A 23,472-nucleotide genomic window follows, 5' to 3' on the forward strand; every position below is an offset into this window, starting at 1 on the left:
GGCCCCGCGTCGGGCCCACACCATGCCCACCGGCAGAAACACCGACAGCCGCACCCACAACACCAAGATCAATCACTCATGAAAGACCGAGGCTAGACAAAGACGGCATCCGGCGCCTCCGCCTGGCGCGCACCCGCAGTCACGTCGAAGCCATGGTCAACACCGCCGACTCGGCACTTCACCTCATCCGGCACCCGTTGCTGGAATTCGACCTCGCAGGCGTGACGACCCATCTCGAGCTAGATGTGCTGTCCTGCGCCTCGCTCGGCCAGCTGACTCCCATCGAAATCAAGTCGCTGCCCCTGCACCACCAGACCGATGCCGACCCGCACAAGGTCGGGGCCGCCGTCCGTCAGATCGCGGTGTACATGGTGGCGCTACGCCGGCTGGTCATCGTCTCCGGCGGCACGCGAGATCAGGTAGCCGATCAGGCCCTCCTGGTCATGACCAGTGGCTTCAGCATGCGGCCCGAGGCCTTCGTCGTGGACATGCGACCGCACGTCGATCACCTTGAGTGGGTGTTGGCCCAACAGCCTAACGCTGGTCTGGTACTCGCTGACCTGCCCCGACCTGCGATCCTTCCGTCGCCGATGGCGCCCGAGGCCTCCCCGGAGGAGAAACTCGAAATCAAGGCTGCGACCAAGGAGGCGGTGTCGGCCTTGCCGATGCACTACGGCGATGGCTGCGCCACCTGCCCCATGTTGGCGTTCTGCGCCAAGGAAGCGGAGCTACACGACTCCGTTGCGCAGATGGGTACCCAGGCGGCCAACGCCTGCGGCAGCGTCGGCACGATCTCCGCCGCTTTCGACCTAATCGGAGGCAGGCGCATGCCCGTGAGCGGAGCCGAACGAGCGGTGGTCGCCGATTTCAGCCGCGCCTCAGCCGCACTCGCCCTGGCCGGGGTGCAGCTTGACCACTGATGTGCTGCTTGCCATGCACGCGAACCGCTACGGCCGTGCCTTCCCGGCGGCCCGGCACCGCCACGTGCACGTCTCGAAGCGGCCATTCGTGGTCGTCGGTTATCACCTGCCGGGAGATCCATCAGCGCCGATCGGCGTGATGTTCGGCGATAATCCCGACCGCCCCGGCTTCACGTACGCCGTTGAACCGACGCGCTGGCGCAACAAGATCGACTCCATGGAAGGCTTCGCCCGTTCGCTTAACCGATACATCGCGGGCGCCATCCAAGGCAACAATGGTGCGCCGCAGCTACTGCTGGCCAACCAAGCAGCGGTCGAGTGGCTCTGCGGCGACATCGGCCGATACTGGCGTGGTCTGGACGCGGACGGGCAGTGGGGTGCCGGGCCGTCGATCCCGATCGCCGGCGCTCACCTGTCCTACTTCGCCGGCGCCAACCGAATTCCGGGCAGTAGTGCCGTACTGCCGCTGGCGGACGTGCTGACCCTCCACTGGGCCACCGGCCGGCTCGCCACTCTCGACCGGCGGCTCGGCGTCGCGCTCGCCTGGATCCAGCGTCCAGACGATATCGCCGCCGCTGAAGCGGAGCTATCCGACGGACCAGTGCCGGACGCGACGTGGGAACAGCAGGAGTACCTCGTTTCCCTGCGCGCCTACGAACGCCACAAGGGCCCAGATCGTCAACTCGCGATGAAGATCATCGATGGGGCGGTACGGAGTGCGCTGGAGCCGACCTGGTGCCATGCCTGGCAGGCGCACGAACTGCTTTATGGGATGAGCGAGGCGGAGACGGTAGGCGAGCGCTGGGAGCGCGACCTCGCCAGGTTCCGCCTACACGCCGAGCGCCTCCGGGCCGGTCAGGCACGTTTTAGAAGCATTCTGCCGCTGCTGGACGCCTATAACCACATCGACCGGGTGGAGCGGATGACCGCAGAGCTCCACCACGCGATGGCCTTCGACGACGACATCATCATGGCCGCCCATGTCGCGCGAGGGGCCGCACTGTCCGGGATCGTCACCGCCCGCAACGGGCGAACCCTCGCTATCCGGCCCGATCTACCGTTCGAGCGTGCCGCCGGCACCCGGCTCTGGTGGCGTACCCGCGCCACGATCAAGAACCGTGAGCGTCACGTCTTCGTTGAACTACGGGTACGCGCCGGCCTCACGAACGATTTAGTGGAACTCGATGTCGTCCGCGGCGCCGCCACCTCTGCCACCCGCAACCGGCTCCCCGCCGTCGGCACTCACATCGTCTGCCCGCCCTTCGGCGGACCGAAGTTCATCCGCCGAAGCATGCCCGACGAACTGCCCTGGACCCACTTGCCTGCAGGGGTTACACCGTGACCGAGACAACCTCACCGGCGAGCGCGCACGCCGCCGCCGTCACAAGTGTCATGGCCAATCTCGACTCGGATAATCGCGCGATAGTAGTCAACTCGCCGCCCGGCGCTGGCAAATCCACTCTAGTCCGCATCGTGGCACGACAGATCGCGCAGACCGGTAATACCGTCCCGATCATCACTCAGACCAACGACCAGGCAGATGACCACGTCCGCGCACTTCGCCAGTCCCGACTCCGAATCGGTCGGCTACACGGGGTCGAATACAACCCCGGGCGACACCCCGACAACCACCATGACCTGCGCCAACTCCAAGGCTGCGACATCATCGTCGCACCCGCCGCGAAGTGGGCAACTCTCCATGCCCGCGAGAATCCCGACTGGTCGCCCCGCCTCGGCATCATCGACGAGGCCTATCAAATGTCCTCGGCCGCCCTAGCGGCCGTCGCCGACTTCCACTACCGACTCTTGCTCGTCGGCGACCCAGGACAACTCAGCCCGTTCACCACCGCCGACATGCGAACCCTTCGGTCTTCGATCACCTGGCCTCTCGACACCGCCGCTCACACCGTCCTCGCCAGACATCCAGCTAGCCCGCAGGTCGAACTTCCGGTCACCTGGCGTCTACCACCCACCACCGCCCGCCTCGTAGCCCGCGCGTTCTACCGGCAACACTTCACCTCCGGGCTCAGCCCCGCACAGCGGCGCCTCAGCCCACTCGGACTTGTTCGGGACGCCTACGATCAGGCAATACACGCGGCGGCCGAGCACAGCATTTGCATGCTGGAACTACCCGACGAGCATGTCGCGCTCAACGACCCGGATATGGCCTCTGCCATCGCAACGCTCGTGAGCCGGCTGCTCACCAGGCGAATCACCCTTATCGACGGCGAAGAACGACGACCGCTGGAAGCCCGGGACATCGCCGTCGGGGTAGTCCACACCGAGCAACGTGACCGCATTCAGTACGCCGTCGACACCATGACGGCCTCACTCGGCCTTGCATCCGGCGACATCCTGGTTGACACCGCCAACCGCCTCCAAGGCCGCGAATTCGAAGTCGTCATCGCACTACACCCGCTATCCGGCCGACGCGACGCCACCTCGTTCCACCTCGAGGCCGGGCGGCTCTGTGTGCTGACGTCTCGACACCGCACGGCATGCATCGTCATCACCCGTGCCGGTATCCAACGACAGCTTCATGGCTACCCGCACACCCAGCCAGTGTGGCTCAACGCACCTCGCCCGCCGATGGACGGATGGACCGCCAACCGGACTTTTCTCGACGGCCTACGGCACACAGCTACTATATCGCTGCCGCCTGACTTACTGATTCCCCGACCACGCTAAACCACTCGACGCGTTCAGTCTCGAGACCAATGCTAGCTTCGTTTCACTCACCTGGCGGAGGCAGGAAAGTCGGACGGACAGGGTACACCGAATTGCGGTCGGATCGATTAGGCCAGTTAAGGGGCTACGCGATCATGTTATGGCGCATTAGTCGACCATCGGTTTCGGCAAATTACTGGGCACTCGGAGCGCGGGCTTGGAATCGTAGCGGCTCGCGTCCTGAGTCGAGCGGGTCGCGATGGTGCGGACGCACGGTCGGTGCGTGCCGAATTCGCGAGGCCGTCCGCCGCAGCGCCTTCTCGCGAGGCCATGCCAACTTCGGCCGATAACTACAATGCGTCGGCCGCGTGAAGAAATGTCCGCGTCCACTTTATCTCGCCGTCGACATCTGAGCGCTTTATTTTCCTGTAGTAAAGGTGTTGTGGACGCTCTTGTGGCTTATAGTCGCCTTCATGGGTGATCTGATTTCTCCGGGCGTACTGACGGTTGAGCCTTTCGCGAATAGCCTGAGGGCTTTCGTTCATGCTCACCGAAAGCGCTGACCAGCACTTCGCTACACCAAGCAGGTTGAATGCACGCTCGATGTTCCGAGCCCCCTGAAACGTGTCCTTGAGAAGAGCTTCTTGCACGATCTTCATCAGTCGAACTCTTGGGCGGGAAGTAGTTCGATTATCCAAGAAAGCTCCAACCATCTCCTCGATGGGTCCAAGCGGAACCAGATATCCTTGGGCAGCCTTACTCATGGGCATCATCAACAAAGCGCGACGAACACGTTCGTGAAAGTACGTATCCAAAGACGCGCCAACAAAAGTCCATGATGCTCGCAGAATGTCGCTTTCCACAGACCACTGATCGACGGGCGGTACTTCAGCGCGCTCGGCAAGAAGTTCGGCGCGCTGCAGCAAATCATCAGCTGCGTTCAAAGCAGTAAGGGGCACGGGCGCATCCCAGCATAGAAGTCGATCAGGGCAAGCGAGCGTACGCCACGTGAGCAACAGTCACACCTCAGCACAGGGCACTGCCGTGCTTTGGAGCGACGAAAGCCGCGTACGCACGGCGCGCTCACACCCAGCCTCACCAACATCCGCGACGGCGGCTGGACCTTCGCCCACGGCCCGCCCGACGCCGACGTCACCACCCGCACGAACGCCGACCTGAAGCTCCTCCCAGCGGACTAATCACGCCAGGCGCCGCACATCGCGCAGCCCAGAAGCGTCGCCCCCAACCGCGGTTCTGGTTCCACGGCTACTGCCGGTGCTTCCGGAAGCCTCGGGCCCTGTCAACGTCGAGCACCCGGTCGGACCAGTGTCTGGCTTCGGCCGCGCTTCCTCGTCCTTCATCGAGGCAAGCCTGAACCCGGGCGAGCCGGCTCTCGTCCCCCGAACGGGCCAACTAGAGCGACCCTGGCGCACAGCAGAGCGCCAGCCAGCAGACATTGGGGTCGCGTCCTACCGGCCCTGCTGGGAGCCGGCCGTGTCGTCCCCTACGGGCACGGAGGACCTTCGGCATCGCGAGCGGCGGCACCAGGGCGTGGCACCCTGCGCACTCGCTACGCGATCATTCGGCGATAGCCGTCAGGTCCGGCGCTCCGCCGCCCGTAATCAGTTTCCCAGGTCACCGACCTGCCGAGCCTGCGCCACCGCTGTATCGACGTGTTGCCGGGCCGCAGTCCCGCGCGTCCGGACAGTCACCAGGACCTGCAGCACCTGCTGCAGCCGCGCCACCATCGGACCAGGCTGCCCTCCGTGCAACGCCGCCCTGACCAACCGTCGCGCGTCATCGACCGCAGACGCCGCCGCCGCGAGATGGCCGTCGACGGCGGTCAGCGCGGCCACCACCGGCGTGAGGACGGCGATCGTTTCCTGCGGCGACGGCTGCTGCGCCACCGCACCCAGCGACCGCGACGCCTCACCCAAGACGCCACCGGCCTCCGTCAGGTCAGACCGAGCCTGCCCAAGCACTGCTCGCACTCGGGCCAACCCCACCGTGATGCCAGCAAAGCCGGAGGCCACCGCCCGGACGGCGATCTGCTCGATCCCACGGTCGGCGGCCGAGGCCTCCTGCTGCGCCCGGTCCATACCCGCCGCCATCGCCTGCAAATCGGGCCCCAATGGTGTCGGTCAGCGACATCGCGCCACCCTCCGGCTCAGAGTCCACACCGAACCGTGGCAGCGTAGAGACGAGCGCCTATGGAACACAACCGACCGGTGACAGCGCCGAAATTCGGCATGCCTGCCGGATTTTTGCCGATATCCAGCGGCCCACCCCCGACCCTTTGGTTGCGTGGGGAACACCGCCGGTGCGCGGCGTCGGGCCCATCCCCATGAGCGCGGGGATCAGGTGTCGACGATTCCCGTCGGATGGCCGCATGCCGATCCAACCCACCGGCGCGAGGGTAGAACGGGTGCCGCGCAGTGCCTGCGCGACAAGCTGAGGTGCTCCCCACGCCCGTGAGCTGGCCGGCCGACCCACTGCCCGTGGAGTCGACACGCCGCCGGATTAGTACAAGTGAGCTAATTCTTCGGTAGTCTGGCGGTTGTGACAGTCGACGAGTCGCTACCGACGCCGACGCCTCGACAGCGACGGATCCTCGCTGTGATTCAGGGCTGGGTGGATCAGCATGGCTACCCGCCGACCGTACGGGAGATCGGTGCCGCAGTCGGCCTCGGTTCTCCGTCGTCGGTGGCGCATCACTTAAAGATCCTGCAGCGGCACGGTCTGATTCGCCGGATCCCGGGTGGACCGCGCGCGCTCGACGCACGCCCGGCCGCCGTGCCTAACCGGCAGGGTGCAGTCTCTGTCCCACTGCTGGGGGCCATCGCCGCGGGCGCACCGATTCTCGCCGACGAGCATGTCGAGGATGTTCTTCACCTGCCTGCCGACCTCGTCGGCCGGGGCACGTTGTTCGCCCTGCGGGTGCGCGGCGATTCGATGGTCGAGGCGGGCATCGCTGACGGGGATGTGATCGTCGTACGCCAGCAGCCAGTGGCTGACTCCGGGGATATCGTCGCGGCGCTGATCGGTGATGAGGCCACGGTCAAGCAGTACCGAGTCCGAGATGGGCGCGTTGAACTCGTCCCCCGCAATCCCCGCTATCCCGTAGTCCTCGCCGACGGCGCGCAGCTTCTCGGCAAGGTCGTCTGTGTCCTGCACGGCCAATAAAGGCTTTCTTCGTCGCAGCACCAGACAAACAAATGTTCCCTACCTTGGCAGATCATGCAGCTTTGGGAAAGGGGAGCCGGGGCACGCCGTACCCGCGCGAGGGCTCGTTAGCCCGGGGTGATCCTGGGCGTTGCCCCGGCTCCCGGCTTACGTCCCGTTCTCGGCTGCGGAGTCGGGTGGGGCAGGGAAGGCGAGGTCCTCGTCGTAGAGGATGCCGGCGCGCAGGCAGTGGTGCAGGCTGCCGAGGAGCCGGGCGTAGATGCGCCGTAAGGCGGCGGGGTGGCGGTCGCCGGTGGCGCGGCGGCGGTCGTAGAGGGCGCGGGCGCCTGGGGAGCGGGTCAGGGTGGCGAAGGCCCATAGGTGGCCGGTTTCGGCCAGGATCGGGTTGGCTTTGCGTCGGTGGCTGACCTTGTGGGAGGTGCCGCTTGCCCAGGTGATTGGTGTGGCCGCGCAGAATGCCCGCAGGTTGCGTGCGGTGGGGAATCGCTGTGGGTCGTCGCCGAGTTCGGCGAGCAGTCGGGCGGCAAGGAGCGGGCCCATGCCGGGGAAGCTGCGGTAGATCGCTGTGTGCGGGTGCTGCTCTGCCAGGTTGTCGATCTGTGTCCATAGGGTGTGCGCCGAGGCGATGGCAGCGTTGAGCTGGGTCAGCAGGGCGGTGGTGGTGTGTCCCATTGCGGTTTCGACTTCGGCGGGTTGGCGGAGCGTACGGGTGTGGAACAGCTCGTGCAGTCGGCTGGCCTCGGCGGTGATGAGCCGGGTACGTCCGGACGCGGTCAGCAGCGTTTCCAGACGTCGGTGGGTGAGCCGGGCCGCGCGGGTCGGGTTGGGGGCGGCGGTGAGGACGGTTCGGGCTTCCGGCCTGGTGAGACCTCCTGGCAGGTGCGCCCAAGCGGTCGCCGCCCCGGGGTAGTAGTCGCGCAACACCGATCGGAGCCGTCGCGCCAGCAGGCCGGCGGTGTGTAGCGCTTGCCGGTGGGTGCGGGTCAGCTCTCGCAGCGCGGCGGCCTGGGGCGATACCGCTGGTGCGGGTCGGTGGGCGTCTCCGTCGACCCGTAGTACGTGCGCGAGTAGGTGGGCGTCGCCCCGGTCGGATTTCTTGCGCTGGGCAGCGAGGCGGCTGCGGTAGTTGGCTACCTGCGTCGGGTTGAGCACGACGACCGGCTGGCCCGCCTTACGCAGGCCGGCGACCATCAGACCACGGCCAGTCTCGATTCCGATCGGGATCGAGCTTCGGTTGCGCCGCACCGCGGCGAGCGCGGCCAGGAGTTGGGCCAGACCGTGAACGTCGTCGGTCACACGTAGGTGGGTGATGAGCTGACCTTGCTCGTCGACGACGGCTACGTCGTGATGACTCTCGCCCCAGTCCAGGCCCGCGTAGTACCTCATGATGGTCCAGTTCAGAGAAGGGGCGTGGTGGTGCTGGTCGGGCGCACGGTCTCGCTTGAGGGCTCGGCAGCCCAGGATCGCAACGGGCATGGACCCGACCAGCCGGTGATTCGATGATCACCGGGATGGACACTAGATCGACTTACGGCCGGGATCGAGTCACGCCGATCGGTTGCGGGATTGGCCCCACCCTGGCCGGCCCCGTCGGCGCCACCACGGTGGGCCCCTCAGCTCCGGTACCTGCCGGATACGCCTCGGCGGTCTAGGGTTTGTCGGGTGCCCGGTACGCAGCCGACGTTGCCCCTAAAGATGCGGCCGGCCGAGGCGGGTGACCAGCAACCCGTCGCTGAGATGATCCGCGCCAGGTCGGCGTGGATGCGCGGGCACGGGCTTCCGGACTGGGACGCAGCCGCAGACGAACTAGCAGCCCAGGCCGGCGAGCCGAGCATTCCCATGTGGGTCCTTACCGGCGCCAGCGAAGTGATCGGCTGCACCACCCTGTACGAGCAGTCGCCAGCCTGGCTCTGGACCGAGCAAGAACGCGCCGAGCCGGCGCTGTTTATGGCCACCACCGTGACGCACCCCCGCTTCGCCGGTCAGCGCTTGGGCTGCCGACTGGCATGGTGGGTACTCGACCACGCCGCCTGCACGGGCCGGATGACGGTGCGCCGCGGCACCGTCGTGCCTCGGCTGGTTCGCTACTACCGGGACGCGCAGGGCTGGCAGGTCGTCCGCGAGAGGGAACGGGGCGGGTTGACGGTCGTAGGACTCGCCCGGCGGGCAGTCCTCATGCCGGACCTGCGAATCAGCGTGATTCAGTAACCGGTGGCCGGCGTCGCTTAACGGTCGGCAGTCGATCCATAGGTCGCATTGGTTGCCGGAGGGTGGGCAGTTAGGCGGCGAGCGGGTCGGCGAGTTCGTGTGCGGCGGGGTGGTGCGCAGGGTCGCGCAGATGGTGCGGAGGTCGTTGGCGCGGCTGCGGACTAGGCCGGTGCGGAACGCGCGTGGCACCACCGCCTGATCCGGCCTGGGGCCACGGCCGAGTCCCCACCACCGCGTCGGCTACATCCGGCACGCCTCCAACGGGATAACCAGGCTCGCCCGCGCACCCACACGCTTCAGGTCATCCATGGTGCGCTGCACACCCGCGCGCTTGACCATCGCCCGCACCGCTACCCAGCCGGCGCGCGCCAGCGGCGACACGGTCGGCCCTTCGATTCCCGGCGTCAAAGCGCACGCCGCGTCCAGCGCCTCACTGGGGCAGTCGTACTCGACCATCACATACCGCCGGGCCGTCAGCACACCCTCCAGCCGCTCGACGAGGGCGTCGATCGCCTCGGCTGCCCGCGACGACTGGCGGGACGTCTCGCTGCGGATCAGCACCGCCTCGGACTCCATCAACGAGTCGCCGAACGTCACCAGTCCACAGTTCTGCAACGAGGTGCCCGTCTCGACCACATCGGCGATCGCGTCCGCCAGTCCCAGGCTGATCGCGTTCTCCACCGCCCCGTCGAGCTTCACCAACGACACGCTCACCCCAACATCCGCGAGGTACTTCCCGACCAGGGTCGGGTAACTCGTGGCGACGCTGAGACCCGCGAGATCAGCCAGTTGCTGCGGGCCGTCGGGGCGGGCAGCGAAGTGGAACCGTGACCGCGCGAACCCCAGCCGAAGGGCCTCCCGCGCTGGAGCCGCTGAATCCACCAGCAGATCCAGACCGGTGATGCCCACGTCGAGCGCTCCCGACCCGACATAGACCGCGATGTCCCTGGGACGCTGAAAAAAGAACGTCATATTGTTCTCAGGATCATTACATTGCAGCTCCCTGCCGCTGCCCCGGTACACCAGGTAACCGGCGTCGGTCAGCAATCTGAAAGCTGACTCACTCAATGAGCCCTTATTGGGGACAGCCACCCGCAGCGGAGAAGTAGACATGGGCCAGATGATGGCACGATTTCCACTCCAACCAACAACCGATTCCCCGGGCAGACCTCGCCCCGGCCCAGCGTGATCCGTGAGGATCTTTCACTGCCGATGAGGTCGCGTGACATGCCGGGTACGCCACGACGTTGTACCCACTGCGCCAGGGCGATCAGCTGCTCAGGGTCGCCACGCGAATGTCGACGCCAGCCTCACGGAATTTCTGGTGGTACTCCTCGATCCAAGTCAGGGCAGCCTTCTGCGGATCGTCGTCGTACTCGTAGATCGTCCACGTCTGCGAGCCCACCCGGACGCGCTGCACATCCATGCGCCACTGCCCGGCAGCTCGGCCAAGCGCCGGGTCGGCGTCGAGGATCTGCTGCACCTCGGCGCGCGCCTCGTCGCGGGTGAGGTAGCCGGGACCGATTGCCGGTCGGGCCAGCAGATCGTCCAACGACACATCCACGTGCAGCGTGTTCCACATGCCGATCAGGAGATCACACCGCCGCCGCACCTGAATGCACACGGAAGAGTCAGAAATCAGTCCGCGGCTCAGCGCGAGTCGATGCCGGCTGGTGCGGGCGACTGCGCGACGTCGGGCCAGCCACTCCTCAAGATGGGAGTTCGTCGGTTTGCCGTCAGCCGGCGCGCGAGGTTGTCCGGCGCGCGAGTTGGTGCAAGGCGGCAAGAATGTGCTCTTTCTCGGCGGAGGTGGTGCGGGGGTCGATAAATCGGTCGCGCACGGCCATGAGAAGCAGTTCCATCGCCGTCGCCGCGGGCACCTCTGGCGACGGCGAAGTCTTGTAGGTCAGCGGGGTGAGGGCGCGCAGGGCAGCACCGAGCGGGAGGTCCAAGGCCGCGCAGAACGCCCGCACCTTGGGTAGCTCTGGATGGTGCTGCCAGTCACCGGAGAGCCACCGGAAGATGGTGGAGCGTCCGACGCCGCTACGTGCCGCCACTTGCGTGATCGACCAGTCATGCTCGTCATGAGCGGCGTCAACGGCGTGCCGTACGAACTGAGCGAACGCGTCCTGCGCTGCCCGTTCGGTGGCACCCATCTCCTGGCCGTCGCCGTCCCCGTAGTCGGTACCCAACTAGCTTCTCCCACCCTCCCTGCTGCCGTCTGCAATGCAGTCGCGCGAGTGTGCAGACGGCCGTTGTGAGCGCTCGCGCCTGAGGGGCCGGGTCCGCTACTAGGTGACGGGGCCCGAATCTCCGCACCAGGCGCGGCAGCCCATCGCTGCGCGTACTGCCGTCCCATCGCTGTCGCCTTCACCCGAAGTCGAAGGCCTGAGTTCACAGTACGACTGGGGGCAAGCGAAGCCTATTGGAAGGCCTGGCAGCTGACGGAGGCCCTCATTTACATGATCAGCGGATGGTCGCGTGTCGACTACCGCCCATAGCTGCTCCGCCGGGCGCGCCGCCCTCGACGCTGGACGCGAAACGTTCGGGCCCCGAGATCGCCGGGGCGGCGCGCGTCACCGGTGGGGTTAACGCGGTGGCTCGACGACGACCCTGCCGCGCCTAGGGACGTCGCCGTCGTGGGCGCCGCGGCCACGGACGTGGACGACGGTGCTTGGGATGATGACGCGCCGGTCGGGTTGGACGACTGGTTCCGCCGGCTCGACGTTGCCAAGCCCGCACAACTAGTGCGCCAAGGGTGGCCGTAACCCGCCGAATGCTCGTTGAGGGCTGCACTCTGTCACCGCCTTCTCGCATGATGTATAGATGGCGGGTGCTCCGCGCTAACCCGGCGCTCAACCAAGCAGCACGGAGCACCCTGACCGACCAGCCAGTCAGCACCGATCGGCGCGGATAACTTTCCTCGACGTCCCTAATGTCGGGAAAGGAGTCCGGACCAACTCCCGACAACATCGACCGCTGTCGGGCCACCCTCGTGCATCAAGGACGACCGCATGAGCACCGGCCAGCACCCCGCGCCGCGCCGCAACGCCCGCCCTTACGCCGTCGACGAGGTCACCATCCGCCAGCGGTGCGCCAGCCCCGACGCCGCCGAGTACACCCTCTACGTGCGCGGGCTCATCGACGCCTACCTGGGCGTCGGCGGGCAGGCGAAGATCCTCGAACACGCCCGCAACAGAGGGCTGCACTACCCCGGTCTCAACAGGCAGAAGGTCTCCGAGCAGCTCAGCCGCTACCGCCTCGGCCCGACCTGGGAGATGACCGAGCTGATCATCGCCTGCCTGCCCGACAGCTGCGACACCGCCGGCATCCGAGCCCTCGCCGCGGGCTGGTACCAGTGCGCCCGCGGCCAGCTCCCTGACGGCTATAACGGTCCGGTCAGCCGCCCACCGGGTAAACCCGGCCAGCGCAACGTCCCGGAGAGCGAACCCTCAATTCCGGTCTTGCAACGCCGAGTCGCCCGCCTGCAGGAACGCCTCAAGGCGGAAACCGATCGCCACGTCAGCAACCTGCGGGCCTCGGAGAACGCCCGCAACGAAGCGGTCCGCCAGGCCATCCAGCTCGAAGTGCAATTCCACCAGACACGCGATGAGCTGCTGCGGGTTCGCACCGTCGCCGCGGAGGTCGCGACGCTCCGCGAGGAGTACGCGCGCCAGTGCGTCGCGCTCGAACTCGTGGCCGCGCCCGGCCTGCGCTCGACGCCGGTCATCGACCTGCCGGAACTGCCCGCCACCCGCCGCCGGGTCCGCTTCGGACTCCTCGTCGCCGGGATCGACACACAGTCACCACCGGCGCGCCGGGCGCTGGCCCGCTATCTGTGTGTCTACGCCGAGCTCACCGGCGTCTCCCCCACCGAGCTCGCCAGCAGGGCGGACATCGCGACCACGGTGACGATGGACATCCTCGCTGGGCGCCTCGTACCCACCGCCGCCCACGCCACCCGATTGACCACCGTACTGAACTGCGAACCAGACACCTTGCGCTACCTCATCGGCGCCGCCAGCAGCGCCACCGCCGTCGACGAACACTTCTGGAGCATCGCCGGCACCGTCGACACCACAACCTCTCCAGGCGGCGCGCCGATCGTCGAACACGTTGTCGGGTTGGATCCCGACAACCATGTCGCGCATCCCCACCCCGACCCGACAACTGCACCGTCCAGCCCGATCGCCGACCGGCTCCGCCAGGTCGCCGCCGTCTATCAGCAGGGGCTGATCAGCGTTGGCGAGTACGCCGAGCAACGCACTCGCATCCTGGGCGAGCTGTAAGGGGCCACTCGGTTACGAATGCGCGAGCCGACAGAACCGCTCGAAGGGGTAGACGCGGCGCGCCCTCTGACGGGATCGCGGTTCATCGCCGGCACGACCGTCATCTTCGGCCGCGCCCCGACCGAGCGCACGGGGTGATCTGGGATTCTCGGCGACCTCAGCGCCAGGGGCACGCACTTGCCCTCTCGGACCCGGCTGGTTGGCGACGCCGGCCGGTGCCTGCGGCCGAAAACGCGCGGGCGGCAGCGGGTAGCCGGTGTCGGACTGCTCTGGCACTCTAGTGCGGCAGTGACACAGGGCAGTCTCTTCGTTACGGAGGATCGCGGGCGTGGATGAACCGGAGGGCCGTCGGCGGCTCGGCATGGGCGCGGTGGGGCAGCTGCTGGGTGTGCCCCGGCTGAACGTGTGGTGGTTGCCATCGAAACGTGCTGAGGGCAAGCCGCCACACGTCGCGGAAGGAGTCCGGTGACCGTCCCCGATCCACTGCTCGATGCCGTGCCGGAGCACTACTACGTCGACAACGAGCACCGCGGTGAGACCCTGCACCGGTCCGCCGCGCAAGCCATCCACCGCGATGTGATCGCCCTCAACGTCGGCGACAGCGCGCGCGTGCTGGAAATCGGCACCGGCACGGGATACTCCGGCGCGTTACTCGCCGCGCATGCCGGGCCCACCGGACACGTAACCAGCATCGATATCAGCGATCACCTGGTCGGCTGGGCGAACCAGCTGCATCACCAACGCGGGGTTACCACGATCACCTGCCACGTCGCCGACGGAATGGCCGGCTACCCGCCGCACGCCCCCTACCAACGACTCGTGGCCTGGTGCACACCCCCACGGCTTCCCCGAGCGTGGGTCGAACAGCTCACCCCCGACGGACGGATCGTGGCCTGCCTGCCCATCGCCGCCCAGCCCTCCACCACCCTCATCGCGACCATCACCCTCACAGCGGGGCAACCGCACATCGAGACGATCACCTTCGGCGGATACGCCCAGAGCACCGCCGTCCCCGTCGACGACGTGCTGACCATCCCCGGCCGCTGGGTGGACTACTGCATCCAGCAGCCCGAGCCAGCGTGGATATCCATCAGCTGGCGCGACCGCGACGACCAGCATCACAGCGGCGCCCGCACCGCCCTCAACCTGCTACTGAACCCTGGTCACACGGAAACCTACGCCCATGCACCGTTGGACTGGTTGTCATGGACGGCCTTCTCCGTCATCGTCGGCGGCCACCACCGCAGCATCGCCGCTCTCCGCGACGGCATACGCGGCATCGGCCACACCACCGCAACCTCAGCCGCTGTGATCCTGACCGACTCGACCATCATCGCCGACAGCCCGGACTCCGCATCCCTGACAGCGCTGCGGACGTGGCTCGGCCGATGGGAACAGGCCGCACGACCCGCCGTGGATTGGTTCACACCCACCCTCACCCTCATCGAGGACGGTGATCTTCCAGGCTGGGACCTACAGATCAAGAACCACATCGGTACACGACGGCAGCCATGACCGGACTTGCACCACCGACAACAGCCACACTGGGCTCAGCGCACCGCATCGACAACGTCAACCCACTCACCGCCCGAACAGGCCTGGCCCAGTCCCTGAATCGGGCCATCGACTCCGCTCGCGCAATGGACACTATGGATGACGTGTAGGCACCACCGCAAAAGGTTGCACTGTCCTGACAAATCTTCCTACGCCTGGTGCTGGCGGCCGGGCCGGTTCGGCAGGTGCTGCGGGCAAGCCGCCGCCGAACCGGGGGTGATGGGCTGGCCCCAGCGTCTGGCAACCACGCCAAGCTCCTCAGCCGCCGGCGGCGGGGATTTGCCGCCCAGCCCGGTCGGAGACGAAAGCAGATTCGCCACCATCGTGGAACCACCGCCTGTCCCGCGACCGGTCAGGGGGTCAGCTGTGAAAGTTGACCGTTAGGCAGTCCTGCCGGTTCGGCACCGATAAGCCGCCCATTGAGACGTCCAGGCCGCAAGGTCCCGCACCCAAGCCGCGGTCGACCCGGTCGACTTCGACGCCCACTTCTCCGCGCTCTTCGTCGCGAAGTAGTCCAATGCCTCTGGGTCGGTCAGCCCCCACGCGGGGTGTCGCGCTAGCCACTGTTCGGCCTGTTGCGGGGTGTGTCCGGCGCTGATCAGCCACTGGGTGAGCATGGCCAGCTCGACCCACGGCGCGGCCCTGGCCGCCATCGCCCAATCGACGATCCGCAGGCCGTGCGGGGTCACGATCAGGTTGGCCGGGCCGAGGTCGGTATGAACGAGCGTGTTGCCGCCCATTGCCGGGTGCTCGAACCCGAGCCGCGCCTTCGGAGTGAACAACGGCACATCGGGTGCTGGTGTCTCACCGAGCACCGTCAGTGCTTCAGCGAGAAGATCCAGATCGGGGCTAGCCGGGGACAGGTCAGCGTGCGGGCCGTCGCAGTGCTCGAAGCCCACCACCAGCCAGCCAGCCGCCTCGAAGTGCCACTCGACGGCGGGTAGGTGAGCCCCGCAGACGGCCTCACTTACCCGCAGCTCGAAGCGCAGTGACCGAACACCAAAGTCGGTATGGGCGGCTTTGACGAACACCTTTCCGGTCGTTCCGGTGACGGTTGCGGCTATCTCCGCGTGGTCACCGGTTATGGCAGGGGTGATGTGAGATCCGCCGGCCCGGGCGGCTACCTCTTTGGTGACGGCCTTGGGTAGTGCGGTCCAGTCAATGCGCATCGGTGAGGTCGCCCTTTCAGACCCCGGGTTCGGCGGGCAGCAGGACCGCGCCTCGCCGTCTGAGAACTCGGGGTCGATGTAGTAGCCGGTCGCCTTCGAGCCTCGCGGGTGTACTCGATGGAGGAGCTGTCCGCCATGCCCTCCGTCAGGATCGGCACGTGGTGCATGAAGCCTCCCGCAATCGGCGCAGGCGGCCCTGGTACGCCTCAGCGTGTTGCGGCGAAACGTGCCAGGCGGCGTTGAACGGCTCGGTCGGGACGACCCGGTAGGACTGCACGCCTGCCGAGCCTCGTCGTAGTCGGCGCCCTCCAGATGCCCGATCGGGCGCCTCACGCGGGTCAGGTGCCAGTCGGTCTACCCAGACACTGGAGTACCCGGATGCGGCAGGATTCAGCTCATCTGAGCAGTCACCGCCGGTTGCTCCGCCGGTCGGCGACTGCTTGGCGAACGTTGGCGGTTTGCGATACGAGGACGGGGTGATACCCCGCCGGCCCGGCAGGCGATGCGGGTGGCCGTCGGTGCCCGTTTAATGAACGGCCGGTCCGACGGTCAGCGTGCCGGCGGCAGTGTCGATGGTCGCTATCGTGCCGAGTGGAATCGTCGGGGGGTGCAGGCCGTGTCCGGCTGGGATCCCCCCGAGCACGGGGACGCCGAGGCGGGTCAGACGGTCACGCAGGACGTCGATAATGCCCCACCCGCCGAGCGACGGGTCGTCGGCGGCGCCTTCAAAACCAAGCGCCGACCAGGACCCCTGTCGCGGTGCCGTCCACGGTGACCGGCGTGGTGACCTCGCCCCGCTGCTGTTGCAGGACGACGGATTCAGTTGTCATCAGCGCGCTACGCAGCGCCTCGGCGGACGCGGGTCCGGTCCATTCGTCGCTCCAATTGGCGAACGGGCCATGTAGGCTGGCCAGCCCGGCACGCGCCCATAGGGCGAGGTGAACATGGCTGATATCGCTGAAGCCGACCAGCGGCTTGGGGTCTCGCCGGGCGGCCACTAGGTCCAAATCATCAACGATGCGGTACGCGCCTTTGCCACCGCGCGCCGTGAAGATGGCACGGACCCCAGGATCGCGGAACGCGGAATTCAGGTCGGCGGCTCGGTCCTCGTCTCGTCCGGCCATGTAGCCCCACCGGTCGAACACGTGGGGCCCGATCTCGACCTGAAGCCCCCACGAGGTCAACAGTTTTACGCCGCGAGCGACGCCGTCACGGGTCGGCGGGCTGGCCGGGGCGACGATGCGCACCCGATCCCCTTGGCGCAGCCGCGGGGCACGGACTCCTGCAGGCACCTCGTGGTCATTCAACGGATGTTCCCTTCGCAGACTGCAGATTAAGGGTCTTATGGAAATGTTCGGTCGGCCTTCGGGACGCGCCGAGGGTGCGCTGCGTTGCTGTAGTGCGGCGTTTCCGCCCCGTGTAGGCAGGGTGCGTAGCTCGGTGACGAGGTCATGGACGGCTGGGGCGCGCGAGGTGGCGGGGGCGAGTTCGTCGTGCAGGCGCAGCAGCAACGCCACGCTACGGGTGGAGGTTCACAGCGGGTAGGCGCCGCTCCGCCTAAAAACAGGTCCTCGCGACCTCGGCTCGTCTCGCCCGCCACACGCCCTCACAGGTGATCCGACGCCGAGGAACGGCCGGACCACGCGGCGCCGACACGGCATCTCATATCACCCTGGCGTGCCGCCTAGGGCTGCGGGCGCGACCTGTCCTCGCCGACGGTCGAAGGCTCGGGATGCCTCCGCCCTTCTGCCGGCGCTGAATGTTCAGCTATACCAGGCTGAGTCCGTTGAGTCCTTGCGCTGACAACCGGCCGCCTCCACCGATTGCAAGCCGGCCGTGCGCTTCGGCACGAGCCGTGGTGACGTCCTGCGGATGAAGATCAAGCCGGACTCGGACCAAGCGGCCACGGTGCCGAACGCGACCGAACGGGCCGTCGAGCGCAGTGTCGACTTCCACCTCGGCGACCAGAGTCGGCTCTACCGGGATGAACGCCACCGGCCGCCGCTCGGCGAAGTTGCCGGTCCACGCGGCCGGCAGCGGACACGGCCACGGGTGGCCGGCCTCGGGCCTGCGGAACGGCAGGCCGCGCAGCGCGCGTGCCACATCCTGACGATCCTCGGTCTTTACCGGGTGCGTCTGGCCGACGAAACGGAAAGTCCCGCGGTCGTCGAAGCGGCCGAGCAGCAACGTCACCGGCCGATCGAGGGCACCGGTCACCCCACCGATGACGAACTCCGCGGTGTCACGAGCGCGGACCTTCACCCACAACCCAGCGGCAGGGCGATACAAACTGGCGGCGGGCTTAATTACGAGGCCCTCCACTCCAGCGACACCGAGCTCGCCCAGCCAGCCCAGCGCAACATCCCGGTCCTGGGTCTGCGGGCAGACGGCGATTTGCGCAGGCGCGCCGCGCAGCAGCCGCTCCAGTTTCGTCCGGCGCGTCGCCAGCGGCTGAGCAAGTAATTCGACGCCACGCCCGTCGCGGAGCAGGTCAAACGCGACGAGATGAGCCGGGTGCTTCCGGACGATCTCCGGCAGCCGGTGGCCGGCCGTCAGCCGACGCTGCAGCAACGAAAAACTGGACCGGCCACGGCGGGTGTCCCAGACCAGCAGCTCCCCGTCCAGCACCGTCCTAGCCGGCAACGCACCCGCCAGCGGGGACACCAGATCGGGGAAGAACCGGGTGAGATCAACACCTTGACGTGACTGAATCCGAATGCCACCGGCAGCGCGCCAGACCACCGCCCGGAACCCGTCCCACTTCATCTCATACAGGGACCCGCTGCGCGGCGCGGGCACTGACCGGGCCGCGACCGCGCGAACCGGGTCCACGGGCCAGCTCAGCACGACGGTCCCCCTCACGGTCGGAACCCTCGACGCTAACCGCAGCAGAACGCCACTGAGCTGCCAGAACACCGAATTCGCTGACCCTGAGAGGACGGCCAGCCGGCGCTGACCGCCCCAGTCGAGCAATGACAGGCACAAGGGTGCCGAAGGGGCTGACACGCCACCCGGCGAGTCACGAGGACCAGACGGCTCTCCGCTGCCCTGATCACCGGCGAATCTGGCGGCGGTCGCAAAAATTCTATGAATTACATATCCGACATGCCCGCCTACAGAAGGTGACGAACTGCGCCGGCCGCCCTGGGCTGCAAGCGGCGCGGGACGACAGCAGCATCCGTCGGTCGCCGACCATGACTGAAAGCGATTTGCCGTGCACCTACCGATGACGATCGCATGACTCGACTCGCAATAGTCGTCACTGCCGCACCACTGCGAGGTCGCCGCAAGGGGACAGCACCCTGCTTTTACTTTCGCAGGGAGCAGTTTGCGGGTTACTGTGCTATCAGTTACCTGCCGATTCGGTTCGAAGGAGTATTGACGTGGCCAAGCAGATCATTCACAAGCTGCTCGATGACCTGGACGGCGGGGACGCCGACGAGACCGTCAGGTTCGCCCTCGATGGGGTTCATTACGAGATTGACCTCTCGAGCGCTAACGCCGGGAAATTGCGCGAGGTCTTCGGGCTGTACACCTCGAACGGGAGCAGGGTCGGCCGGGCCGGTGTCGTTGGTGGCGGACGGGCACGCGGCCCTGCAGGAGCTGGTGACGGACGAGTCACCGGGGGGCGGGTCAGCGCGGCCAGCTCCCCGGAGCAGAACAAGGCAATTCGGGTGTGGGCCAAGCGGGCCGGCAAGAACATCTCTGACCGAGGACGGATTCCCCAGGAGATCGTCATGGAGTTCCACGCACAGGCGGGTCGCTGACCTGCCGCACGTGCGAACCAAGTTGTTCGCGCCACCACCACACCGACTAGCAGCGTTCCTGCCGTTGGGGCTAACTGGACGTCGCGAGTCGCCGAGCTTTGATATTCGAGTCCGGTCGCGTGGTTGGCGAGCCGGGGACGTGTTGCACTAGGCCAGTCGCTGCTAACACGGGCTGACCCTGACTGAAATCGCCTTGCCGCTGGTAGCTCGGCAATTCGATGCAAGTTTCACACGTCCCCGGACCCCTTTGCCCCAGGGTTAGAAGCACCACGGAAAAGATTGCACCACTACGGCTTCGCTGTAGTGAAACCGCGGTGCTCGGGCGCCCGCTTCCGGGTCACTCGCATCGAGGCGTTCTTACGCTTCTCACCCGGCGGCCCTGAACGGCAGCGCCCGTCGGGCCGCGATCCCGTCGCACCCCAGAGGCCCAGGTCAACCGACTGCTACAGCAGGGAGACACGGAAGCCCACTGACGTGAGCCCACCCTAGGGCCAGCTGCCAGGCGTGACGCCCAAGGTTCCCATCCCCGCTGGTTACCGAGGTGCGCGAGGTGCGGCACGACCCGCCACATCGTCCCACCACCCACCTCACTGTGTTCGAACGTGCGTACGATCGGGTCTGTGGATGAGGTGGTCCGGAGGTGGTGGAACGGCATTTGGGGCCGTCTCGCGCGCCGTGATGTGTGGCTGATCCGCGAGACGCGCTGGAAGGTCGTCGCACGGGCCGGGGACAGCGAAACGGGCAGGGTGCTGCGTTGGGACTTTGACACGCAAGCCGAAGCGCAGGAGGTAGTCGACCGCCTGCTGCGGGCACCCTCGCCGGGATCATGGCGCGAACACATCACACCCGACTGAGCGGCTCTCGCCGCGACGCGACCCCGGCGTTCTGCGAGCCTGTTACCTCGGCTGACGAGCCGCGGCGACCGCACCCGCAGGCGGCCGACCTCTGCAAGACCGCGCGGCAGATGGCGGTGTGCGACACAGCCAGGTAGAACGCCCGTCTCCCCGAGGGAGCCTCTGCCCCTCATTCAGCTCTTCACAGGAATGCCGCCCCACCGCCATGTTCATCGAAGATGGTGAGTGCGATCGTTTGTTGATGATGACGGGGAGGTACGGCATGGCACGACCAACAGCGAAGACGTCCTCACCCGCTCGACCCCGTGCGCGTGCAGCGTCCCTGGCACTCGCGGCGCTCGCTGGCGCGGCCCTGTCGGTCGCCAGCGCAGGGCCTGCGGCGGCAACGCCACCGGGCATCCCATCGAAAGCGACCGCGCAGTCGCAGCTGAACGCCCTCACCGTCGCCAGCGAGGGATCGACCAGCGGTTACTCCCGCGACCTGTTTCCGCACTGGATCGCCGTCAGCGGCAACTGCGACACTCGGGAGCAGGTCCTCAAGCGCGACGGCACGTCAGTGGTCGTCAACGCATCGTGTCAGGCCACGTCTGGTCGCTGGTACAGCCCGTACGACGGGGCGACCTGGTCAGCGGCCTCAGACGTCGACATCGATCACGTCGTTCCTCTCGCGGAGGCGTGGCGCTCCGGCGCGAATTCTTGGACGACCAGCCGCCGGCAGAGCTTCGCGAACGACCTGTCGCGCCCACAGTTGATCGCGGTGACCGACAACGTTAACCAGTCCAAGGGCGACCAGGATCCGTCGACGTGGCAGCCGTCGGTGTCGTCGTACCGGTGCACCTACAGCAAGATGTGGATCACCGTGAAGTATGCCTGGGGTCTGCGGCTGCAGTCATCGGAAAAGTCCGCCCTGCAGAGCATGCTCAACACCTGTTCCTCCTGAGCCCGAGCGGCGTTGCGGTGTCGGTGTCCTCGCTCTGGGCCGCCGACGCCGAACCGCGCCGCGGTGAGTTGCCCTCCGGTGATCACAGGCTACTGAGCGCAGCCGAGAAAACCGCGCCGGCGAGCATGTAGGGGCCGAAGGCGATGTCTGGTTGGCGGCGCAGCAGGAGGCGGGTCAGCGCCTCCGGCACGGCGAGCGCGTACGGCAGGGCAGCGCCCAGGAACACCGCCGGCCATCCGATCACGCCGAGCGAGGTGCCAAGGAGCACGGCCAGGCGAACGTCGCCGAGGCCCATCTGGCTTGTGGTGATGAGTGCCAGCAAGAGGTAGCCGCCGCCGAGGGCTCCGCCAGCTAGAGCCGCGGTGGTCAGGGTGTGTGCTTGGCCGGTGGCCAGCGCGTGGGCGGTGAGGATTATCCCGATCGCGAGCGTCGCAATGCCGATGATCGGCGTGGGGAGTCTCCTCGTTGCGACGTCGACGGCAGCGAGCAGCGTGCCGGCGTAGAGCACGGTGGCCCAGGTCGCGACCAGCAGCAACCCGTCGGGCCGGTCCCCGAGGAGCCAAGCCATGCCCGTGAACGCTGCGGCCATAGCGATCCCGCTTGCCAGCGCATCGAGCGTTCGTTGAGCCGGGCGGCTCGCATGAGGGCGGTGGTGGGTGTGGCGACTCGGGGAGGGCTGGGCGTTCGGCGCCGTCAGGGTCGTCATGATCCGGACGTAGGCATCAGGCATTGTCAGGCCGGCCAGCGCACCGATCAGCGCGGCGCACCACAGGACCGGTCCGGTCATCGTGTACCGCACCCATCCCTCAACCACGGCAGCAGCCGGTGAACCCGGCGGCTCGTCACCAGGCCATCGAGGGCACCGCCCACAGCGAGGTCAGCGCTGCCAGCGTTCGGGCAGCGAACTTGGTCCATGAATACGATCTGCGGCCGACACCACACGACGCAACCATAGTTGGCCGGAGTGCAAACCGTGGTTGACGATGTGAGTGAATCCGTGCTTAGCTCGCCTCAGTGGAGCTAACTGCGGTTCGGTCAAGGCGAACCACAGTTAGCCCCGGAGTGCGCTGGGTGGCCCACGGAGTGTCGGCTCTGGAGCGTCGGTGGCGACGCTGTTGGAGCAGTCAGCGCGCTGGGTCAGTTCGCCGGATGCCCGCGACGTTCATGATCGCGAGACCGTCGTCTCGCCGTTACCAGGAGGCAGGATCAGCAATGACGGTAGTTATCGCGAGACGTAGGTTCCGTGCCAGGTCGGGTGGCCGGTGGGCTCGGCTGCTCGGGCTGCCAATAGTGCTCTGCCTCGCTGCCGCCGTCGGCGCCTGTGATTCAGATGGACCCGGCGAAGACGCGACACCGAGCGTCTCCGCGCCGCCGCCGAGCCAGAGTCCGCGGGCGAGCGCGGACGACGCGGCGTTGTCCGCGTATCGGGAGATGTGGCAGGCCTATGCCAAGGCCGGTCTGGCCGCGAACCCGGACGACCCTGACCTCGCTCGCTTCGCGAGCGACGCCGCACTACAGACGTTGAAAAGCGGTCTGTCCTCGTACCGGAGCAAGGGCCAGATTCTCAAGGGTGATCTGGTGGTGAACCCGCAGGTGCGGCAGTCGTCGCTGGTGTCGACGCCGCCCACGGTGACGGTGACCGACTGCATCGATGACACCCGGTTTCTGGTCTACACCGCTGCCGGTTCCCCTATCAACGACGTGCCGGGTGGGCGCCGAGCCGTCGAGGCGACGGTGACTGACGGTGGCACGCAGGGTTGGAAGGTCGTCAGCTTCGGTGTGCGGGAGGTCGGCACATGCTGACGCGGCGCGGCGGTCTGGCCGTGCCCCCCGTAGTCGCTGCCGCTGTTGTCCTGGCTTGCTCCGGGGTCGCTGCGGCGGACGGGGGCCTGGGCGGCGTGGACTGCCGGCAGAACCCGTC

General features: G+C 67.1%; 23 protein-coding genes and 1 pseudogene. 14 read left to right on the forward strand and 10 right to left on the reverse strand.

Annotated elements, in window-relative coordinates; genetic code table 11:
- Window positions 1–152: 152 nt before the first annotated feature.
- Genes ABZS40_RS19370 through ABZS40_RS19380 form a run of 3 tightly spaced genes read left to right on the forward strand, consistent with a single transcriptional unit; the run spans window position 153 to window position 3,608 of the window.
- Complete coding sequence (locus ABZS40_RS19370) at window positions 153–920, forward strand: hypothetical protein (protein WP_354944590.1); 768 nt, start codon at window positions 153–155, stop codon at window positions 918–920.
- On the forward strand, window positions 910–2,262 hold the full coding sequence (locus ABZS40_RS19375) for a hypothetical protein (RefSeq protein ID WP_354944591.1): 1,353 nt from the start codon (window positions 910–912) through the stop codon (window positions 2,260–2,262). The genes ABZS40_RS19370 and ABZS40_RS19375 overlap by 11 nt, the downstream gene beginning before the upstream one ends.
- The gene (locus ABZS40_RS19380; RefSeq protein WP_354944592.1) at window positions 2,259–3,608 is read left to right on the forward strand and encodes an AAA family ATPase; all 1,350 of its coding nucleotides are present in this window, start codon (window positions 2,259–2,261) and stop codon (window positions 3,606–3,608) included. Before ABZS40_RS19375 ends, ABZS40_RS19380 begins: the two co-directional genes overlap by 4 nt.
- Window positions 3,609–3,937: 329 nt before the next feature.
- Here the strand turns inward: ABZS40_RS19380 and ABZS40_RS19385 are convergent, their stop codons facing one another.
- Window positions 3,938–4,546: a hypothetical protein gene (locus tag ABZS40_RS19385; protein WP_354944593.1), complete on the reverse strand. Its 609-nt coding sequence runs from the start codon at window positions 4,544–4,546 to the stop codon at window positions 3,938–3,940.
- A gap of 90 nt (window positions 4,547–4,636) precedes the next feature.
- Here ABZS40_RS19385 and ABZS40_RS19390 point away from each other — a divergent pair, with 90 nt between their 5' ends.
- Window positions 4,637–4,786 (forward strand): hypothetical protein, encoded by a 150-nt coding sequence (locus ABZS40_RS19390; RefSeq protein WP_354944595.1) that lies wholly within the window; start codon window positions 4,637–4,639, stop codon window positions 4,784–4,786.
- A gap of 423 nt (window positions 4,787–5,209) precedes the next feature.
- On the opposite strand, the gene ABZS40_RS19395 is transcribed toward ABZS40_RS19390, so the two are convergent.
- Complete coding sequence (locus ABZS40_RS19395; RefSeq protein ID WP_354944596.1) at window positions 5,210–5,686, reverse strand: DUF6244 family protein; 477 nt, start codon at window positions 5,684–5,686, stop codon at window positions 5,210–5,212.
- A 460-nt stretch (window positions 5,687–6,146) separates the two neighbouring features.
- Here ABZS40_RS19395 and lexA point away from each other — a divergent pair, with 460 nt between their 5' ends.
- Entirely contained in the window at window positions 6,147–6,770 is a 624-nt protein-coding gene (gene lexA, locus ABZS40_RS19400) for a transcriptional repressor LexA (RefSeq protein ID WP_354944597.1), read from the forward strand.
- A 147-nt stretch (window positions 6,771–6,917) separates the two neighbouring features.
- Here lexA and ABZS40_RS19405 read toward each other — a convergent pair whose 3' ends face one another.
- Complete coding sequence (locus tag ABZS40_RS19405) at window positions 6,918–8,156, reverse strand: IS110 family transposase (RefSeq protein ID WP_354944599.1); 1,239 nt, start codon at window positions 8,154–8,156, stop codon at window positions 6,918–6,920.
- Window positions 8,157–8,432: 276 nt separating this feature from the next.
- On the opposite strand from ABZS40_RS19405, the gene ABZS40_RS19410 reads away from it, so the two are divergent.
- Entirely contained in the window at window positions 8,433–8,978 is a 546-nt protein-coding gene (locus tag ABZS40_RS19410) for a hypothetical protein (RefSeq protein ID WP_354944601.1), read from the forward strand.
- 240 nt (window positions 8,979–9,218) lie between these two features.
- On the opposite strand, the gene hisG is transcribed toward ABZS40_RS19410, so the two are convergent.
- From hisG to ABZS40_RS19425, 3 genes are all read right to left on the reverse strand, one after another.
- Window positions 9,219–10,091, reverse strand: a complete 873-nt coding sequence (gene hisG / locus ABZS40_RS19415) for an ATP phosphoribosyltransferase (RefSeq protein ID WP_354944602.1) — start codon at window positions 10,089–10,091, stop codon at window positions 9,219–9,221.
- A 157-nt stretch (window positions 10,092–10,248) separates the two neighbouring features.
- Complete coding sequence (locus tag ABZS40_RS19420) at window positions 10,249–10,530, reverse strand: hypothetical protein (protein WP_354944603.1); 282 nt, start codon at window positions 10,528–10,530, stop codon at window positions 10,249–10,251.
- Between the two features lie 184 nt (window positions 10,531–10,714).
- Entirely contained in the window at window positions 10,715–11,134 is a 420-nt protein-coding gene (locus ABZS40_RS19425; protein WP_354944753.1) for a helix-turn-helix transcriptional regulator, read from the reverse strand.
- A gap of 858 nt (window positions 11,135–11,992) precedes the next feature.
- Here ABZS40_RS19425 and ABZS40_RS19430 point away from each other — a divergent pair.
- From ABZS40_RS19430 to ABZS40_RS19440, 3 genes are all read left to right on the forward strand, one after another.
- A complete protein-coding gene (locus ABZS40_RS19430; protein ID WP_354944604.1) occupies window positions 11,993–13,267 on the forward strand; it encodes a hypothetical protein in 1,275 nt (424 codons plus the stop codon).
- 328 nt (window positions 13,268–13,595) lie between these two features.
- Window positions 13,596–13,736, forward strand: a complete 141-nt coding sequence (locus tag ABZS40_RS19435; protein WP_354944605.1) for a hypothetical protein — start codon at window positions 13,596–13,598, stop codon at window positions 13,734–13,736.
- Window positions 13,733–14,782 carry a methyltransferase domain-containing protein gene (locus ABZS40_RS19440; RefSeq protein ID WP_354944607.1) on the forward strand — a complete coding sequence of 350 codons (1,050 nt, stop codon included), beginning with the start codon at window positions 13,733–13,735 and terminating at the stop codon, window positions 14,780–14,782. The genes ABZS40_RS19435 and ABZS40_RS19440 overlap by 4 nt, the downstream gene beginning before the upstream one ends.
- 419 nt (window positions 14,783–15,201) lie before the next feature.
- On the opposite strand, the gene ABZS40_RS19445 is transcribed toward ABZS40_RS19440, so the two are convergent.
- From ABZS40_RS19445 to ABZS40_RS19455, 3 genes and pseudogenes are all read right to left on the reverse strand, one after another.
- Window positions 15,202–15,990, reverse strand: coding sequence for a phosphotransferase (locus tag ABZS40_RS19445; RefSeq protein WP_354944608.1), 789 nt, complete (start codon window positions 15,988–15,990; stop codon window positions 15,202–15,204).
- Between the two features lie 526 nt (window positions 15,991–16,516).
- Window positions 16,517–17,297: pseudogene (locus tag ABZS40_RS19450) on the reverse strand (LD-carboxypeptidase).
- Window positions 17,298–17,757: 460 nt separating this feature from the next.
- On the reverse strand, window positions 17,758–18,837 hold the full coding sequence (locus tag ABZS40_RS19455; protein WP_354944609.1) for an ATP-dependent DNA ligase: 1,080 nt from the start codon (window positions 18,835–18,837) through the stop codon (window positions 17,758–17,760).
- A gap of 536 nt (window positions 18,838–19,373) precedes the next feature.
- Between ABZS40_RS19455 and ABZS40_RS19460 the strand changes: the two genes are divergently transcribed.
- From ABZS40_RS19460 to ABZS40_RS19475, 4 genes are all read left to right on the forward strand, one after another.
- Window positions 19,374–19,757: an Lsr2 family protein gene (locus ABZS40_RS19460; RefSeq protein WP_354944610.1), complete on the forward strand. Its 384-nt coding sequence runs from the start codon at window positions 19,374–19,376 to the stop codon at window positions 19,755–19,757.
- 303 nt (window positions 19,758–20,060) lie between these two features.
- On the forward strand, window positions 20,061–20,246 hold the full coding sequence (locus ABZS40_RS19465) for a DUF5954 family protein (protein WP_354944755.1): 186 nt from the start codon (window positions 20,061–20,063) through the stop codon (window positions 20,244–20,246).
- Window positions 20,247–20,377: 131 nt separating this feature from the next.
- Complete coding sequence (locus tag ABZS40_RS19470; RefSeq protein WP_278124562.1) at window positions 20,378–20,611, forward strand: hypothetical protein; 234 nt, start codon at window positions 20,378–20,380, stop codon at window positions 20,609–20,611.
- A 262-nt stretch (window positions 20,612–20,873) separates the two neighbouring features.
- The gene (locus tag ABZS40_RS19475; protein ID WP_354944611.1) at window positions 20,874–21,551 is read left to right on the forward strand and encodes an HNH endonuclease family protein; all 678 of its coding nucleotides are present in this window, start codon (window positions 20,874–20,876) and stop codon (window positions 21,549–21,551) included.
- Window positions 21,552–21,633: 82 nt separating this feature from the next.
- Here ABZS40_RS19475 and ABZS40_RS19480 read toward each other — a convergent pair whose 3' ends face one another.
- On the reverse strand, window positions 21,634–22,338 hold the full coding sequence (locus ABZS40_RS19480) for a prepilin peptidase (protein WP_354944612.1): 705 nt from the start codon (window positions 22,336–22,338) through the stop codon (window positions 21,634–21,636).
- 425 nt (window positions 22,339–22,763) lie between these two features.
- Here ABZS40_RS19480 and ABZS40_RS19485 point away from each other — a divergent pair, with 425 nt between their 5' ends.
- A complete protein-coding gene (locus ABZS40_RS19485; RefSeq protein WP_354944613.1) occupies window positions 22,764–23,354 on the forward strand; it encodes a hypothetical protein in 591 nt (196 codons plus the stop codon).
- Window positions 23,355–23,472 lie beyond the last annotated feature (118 nt).

This window comes from Micromonospora sp. NPDC005324, assembly GCF_040607155.1.
In the GTDB taxonomy this organism is placed as follows: Bacteria; Actinomycetota; Actinomycetes; order Mycobacteriales; family Micromonosporaceae; genus Micromonospora; species Micromonospora trifolii.